4 protein-coding genes are annotated in these 5,236 nt (G+C 27.9%); all 4 read right to left on the bottom strand.

Annotated features, from left to right (window positions below):
- Window positions 1-61 precede the first annotated feature (61 nt).
- Entirely contained in the window at window positions 62-1,348 is a 1,287-nt protein-coding gene (locus ACLVEP_RS12450) for a DUF2812 domain-containing protein (RefSeq protein ID WP_412585221.1), read from the bottom strand.
- On the bottom strand, window positions 1,338-1,658 hold the full coding sequence (locus tag ACLVEP_RS12445) for a PadR family transcriptional regulator (protein WP_318000210.1): 321 nt from the start codon (window positions 1,656-1,658) through the stop codon (window positions 1,338-1,340). The genes ACLVEP_RS12450 and ACLVEP_RS12445 overlap by 11 nt, the downstream gene beginning before the upstream one ends.
- Window positions 1,659-1,752: 94 nt before the next feature.
- The gene (locus ACLVEP_RS12440) at window positions 1,753-3,468 is read right to left on the bottom strand and encodes a class I mannose-6-phosphate isomerase (RefSeq protein ID WP_412585220.1); all 1,716 of its coding nucleotides are present in this window, start codon (window positions 3,466-3,468) and stop codon (window positions 1,753-1,755) included.
- Window positions 3,469-3,556: 88 nt separating this feature from the next.
- Window positions 3,557-5,236 (bottom strand): penicillin-binding transpeptidase domain-containing protein (locus ACLVEP_RS12435; RefSeq protein WP_412585218.1); only part of this gene is annotated, 1,680 nt, incomplete at its 5' end.

Here is a 5,236-nt window from a genome sequence, read left to right as displayed (position 1 = left end):
CGTTCTGGTGCTAATGTTTAACTTTTTTTGAGACATTTTCATTTTTGCTTGACATATACCATTATTTTTGTATAAAGTTTATGTAATGATGATAAAAATCATCAATATCTTCATCATATACAACTAACACTTTTTTACCTTTGATTCCTAATTGATAATGACCAATTTCAACAACTTGATCAAAATACTTTGATTTTCCTTTTTTAAATTTCTTTAAAACATTTTGATACGTATTATATCCAATTTCATCACTACGCCATGAACCTTTTTCTTCAACGATTTGATCAATCTCTTTATCACTTGGCATTCTTGTTTGTCTTTCACGTTCAAGAACCAATTCTTTAAAAATATTTTTTGAAACAAAAGTATTTAAACATTGATAATAACCTTCAAAAGAATAAATTGCTTCTCCATCATCTTTATCTTTACCTATTTTTTGAATAAAAGTTGTCGTATCAACAAGTAGATTTGAATTCTTTTCATCTATTCTTTTGTTTTTTGGTAAAGTAATCGTCACTTCTTGTTTATCTAATTTAGAAAAATCAATTTCATTATACAAAAAGTAAACACCTACAAAAACAGCAACAGAAACAATCACTGCTATTTTCTTTTTGATTGGATTTTTAATTAAAGGAATTTTTGTATTAATAATTGTCGCAAATAATGTAATTAATATAAAATAACCCAAAAAGCTTAAAAGTGAACTTAAGTTATTCATTTTCAAAACAAATAACATTCCAATCATCAAAATAGCTAAAATATCTATAAATATATGAACAAAACCATCTAAATATTTAAACTTTTGATAAGAATACGTTCTTTTCTTTAAAGCACGTCTCTTTAAATAAATAAACAATGCTGCAAATAGCCATAAAAAACAACCTACATAGATAAGAAATAAACTAAAACAAACATTTAAATTTAAAAATATCGAACCCCAAGAAAAACGGTACAACCAAGAAAAGAAACTTGTAAACCCATAAAAGATCACAGCCGCAAGAATACACATAGCAATTGCCCAAGGTTTAAACATTTTTAATTTTGCTTCACATAAAATATCTTCATCACTTGATAAATCTTCTGCATCTAAATTAACATTTCGATAAATATGCATATCTTGCATACAACAAACATGTTCATATCCTAAATAATCTAAAGTTTCTAAATAGTCATCCGTTAATGGATTATAATCTACTTGATATTTATAAACTTGTGATGATTTTTCAAACTTAAAAAGCGAATTAACTGATACAAGATTCCATCCTTTTTTAGACATTTTATCTAGATAAGGAATTAATATTTCATCATAAAATAATCTATTTTTTAAAAATGTATACTTATATTTCATCTTCATAATCCTTTTTCATAAACAAAATAATTTGTTTTTGCATCCTTTCCTTTTCTAATTCAAGTCTTTCTTTTCCTTTTTGAGTAATTATGTATATTTTTCTTTTATTTTCCTCTTTTAATAATTGAATATATCCTATATTTTCAAAACGTGGCAACAATGCATAAAGTGTTCCTGCACCCACTTTAACATCACCTTCTGTCATTTCATTTACCTTTTCCATTATTTCTAAACCACATAATGGATCATAAAGTGCAAGTAAGATATAAAACATTTGTGGTGTTAATGTTTCAAATTCTTTTCTAGCCATTTTCTCACCCCTTTATCGAATATCGATATTTATCTCAGCTCCATTATATCGATATTCGATAATAAAAGCAATATAAAAGCGGACTTTTGCCCGCTTAATTTCTAACATATGCTTTAATAACTTTTATTGTTTCATCATTTAAAGGTCTAATTGTATATTCTTTAACATTTGCAGGAACAATAAATGTTTCTGCATAATGTACTGTATAAGGTTCAAATTCATTTTTAGGACTTTCAATAAGTGCTGCTTGCCCTTCAACTAAATTTAACATATTAAATCCATGATCTGTTTGATGATAGGTGATTTGATTACTTGTAAAACGGCGTGTTTCTATAAATTCTAATTCATGTAATCCTGTTTTTTCTTCAAGATAATCATCCTCGTCATGAATCACTTCAACATGATTTACTAAATTATCTTTAACCCAAGATGTTGTTCTATTCCATTGAATATTTTTTTCACCATCTTCAATATGAATCGGTCTAGGTAAACCATCTAACCCTAGACGATCCCAATCCCATAATTTAAAAGTAAAAATATAAGGTGTTGCACTAATTTCTAAAACCATACAATTTTTAGAAGAACAATGAATTGTTCCTGCAGGTATTAAGAAATGATCATGTTTTTTAGCATGAAACTTATTAATATACTTTTCAGCGTTAAATGAAATATGACCTTCTTGAGCACGTTTCAAATCTGTTAACATTTGATTTTTATCAATACCTTCTTTTAAACCTAAATAAACACCACCATCATCTTTACAATCTAATATATAATAACTTTCATCTTGAGTATAAGTCATTCCAAAATGAGATTTAATATATTCAGTTAAAGGATGCACTTGTAAACTTAAATTTTCTCCATCAATTGTATCTAGAAAATCAAAACGAATAGGAAATTCAGCACCAAAGCGACAATAATTTTTCATTCCTAACAACTCTACTGGTTGATACAAAACCAAATCCATCGCTGGAATTTCTATACGTGTATCTCCAAATCTAAAATAAAGACTATTTTCTTCTGGAACACCATCAAAACTCCAAGCATAGTTATTTTGTTTTTCATCAAGGCCACAATTTTTTTTCATCCATTGTCCACCCCAAACTCCTGGATCAAAGTAAGGAACAAGTCTAAATGGTCGTTGAGTTGTCTTTTTTAATGCTCTTCTTAAGGCATTTCCAGTAGCAATTTTGGGATTTCCTTTTTGATTACTATCAAGAAAATAATCAATATTTTCAAAAATATCCATTTTATGCTTATCAGCAATTCTCCATTCAATAAAGAAACCTCTCTTTATTTTCTTCAAAACATCTTCATCATCATTATCTTGTTTAAAATTAGGCATACCCTTTCGATATCTCAATTGAATTTCCCAACGAGCAAGATCACAATAAATCAAAGTATTTCCTTTATCAATATAACTTGCTCCAACACCATAAATCAAAACTCTACCTTTTTGACTAGCAAGTGATTGATATTGACCCAATTTTATATCATCAATAAAATCATCCATCTTTCCATAATACATGACTCCTCTTACACGATTTTCTGTTAAAAAAGGCTTCATCATTTTATTAAGTTCATCTTTTTCATAAAATACATCTTCACTTTTAATCACGAAATCAGGTTTGTAAATTTCTTTAATTAAATCAAAGATTTCGTCATCGACACCTGGATAACAATCTACAGTTAAACAATAATTTTCTTTTTGTCCAAGATTTTCTAAATATTTTTTTATTTCTGATTTACCTGTATAAGCTTCATTTTCATATCCACTTATATTTATTTCTGGAAATTTATCATAATTCATCACTATCACCTAAATTCCTTTACAATTGTTATTTTATATTTAAATTATATTCTATATCATCATATGAATCTACAAATCTCAAAACATATTATTCCCCTAACATAATAACAATTGTATCTCCTTCTTCCACATACTCTCCTTTTCTTGGTAATTGGTCTATAACCTTCGTCCCTTTACCAACAAAAGTAAAACGTAAAGAAATATTTTGAACTTCACTTCTTTTTTTACCAATATAATTTTCTACTTTGATCGTTCTTTTATCCATTATAGAATATGCTTTTTGTCTTTGAGATTTAACTTTTTTAACATTCAAAGCAGGCAATATATCTAAAAGCATTTTTCTAGCAATTGGAGCAACTGTTGTCCCTCCATATTGAATACAGTTTTTAGGATTATCCATCGCAATATATAAAACAATTTGAGGATTATCGATTGGTGCTATCCCTACAAAAGAAAGAATATAACCTCCTCCTACATAGCTCCCATTAACTGCCTTTTGTGCTGTTCCTGTTTTACCTCCTATACGATAACCATCTATATAAGCATTTCTACCTCCACCATCTGTCACAACACTTTCTAGGGCATCTCTTACTTTTCTAGAAGTTTCTTCATCAATAACTTGTCTTTTAACTTTCTTTTTAACTTCTTTAACAATTTCATTATTAGAACTATTACTGATTTCTTTTAAAATATGCGGTTGTAACAAATAGCCACCATTGACACAAGCACAAATAGCAGTTACCAATTGTAATGGAGTTACAGATATACCTTGTCCAAACGCAACAGTTGCTTGTTCAAGTTCATGAAAGTTTTTATAATCAAACATAATACCACATGATTCTCCAGGTAAATCAATCCCTGTTTTTTCTGTTAAACCAAAATTTTGAACATATTGATACAATCTCTTTTTTCCTAATCTCCTACCAATTTCTACAAATCCTGGATTGGATGAATTTTGTAAAACTTCTCTAAAAGTCTGTAGACCATGCCCTCCTTTTTTCCATGATTTAATTCTTGCACCCGAAACATATTCATAACCTTTATCATAGTAAGTATCTTTATCCATATCAAATAATTTTTCATTTAAGGCACTTGAAAAAGTAATGATTTTAAAAGTAGATCCTGGTTCATAAGTTTTCCAAATAGGTATATTTTGGTTATAAATATTTTTATCCTCATTTTGATAATCATTAGGATTGAAATTAGGATAACTAGCAATGCCTAAAATCTCTCCATTTTTAGGATTCATCGCTAATGCCCAAATACTATCTGGTTGATACGTATCATAAGCATTTGATAATTCTCTTTCGATTACATCTTGAACATCTTTATGAATTGTTAAAGAAATATTCATTCCACTTTGACTATACGTATAATGACTTGGATACATTTTTAAGTTATGACTTTTAGCATCCATGTAATAATCTATTGAACCATTTTTTCCTTTTAAAAATTGATCATATTCCAGCTCTAAACCCAATAGTCCTTGATTATCAATTCCTACAAAACCTAAACAATGACTTAAATAATTATTTCTTGGATAATATCTTTTTGTATCTTTAATTAAATAGACACCTGATAAATGTAATCTTTGTATCTTTGTAGCAATTTGATTATCTAATTGTCTTCCTTCAGGAGAAATTCTTTGAATTGATACTTTCTTATTCAACTTTTCTTTTAAAACATCTACATCCAGATTTAAAATTTCACTTACCTTTAAAGCTGTTGTTGCTTGATCTTTAATTTGACTCGGTACCACAACTAAAGA

Origin of the sequence: Faecalibacillus sp. (assembly GCF_047023275.1) — a bacterium.
In the GTDB taxonomy this organism is placed as follows: Bacteria; Bacillota_I; Bacilli_A; order Erysipelotrichales; family Coprobacillaceae; genus Faecalibacillus.
The sequence above is the reverse complement of the archived record's forward strand: the minus strand, read 5'-3'. Positions and strand labels throughout refer to the sequence as shown.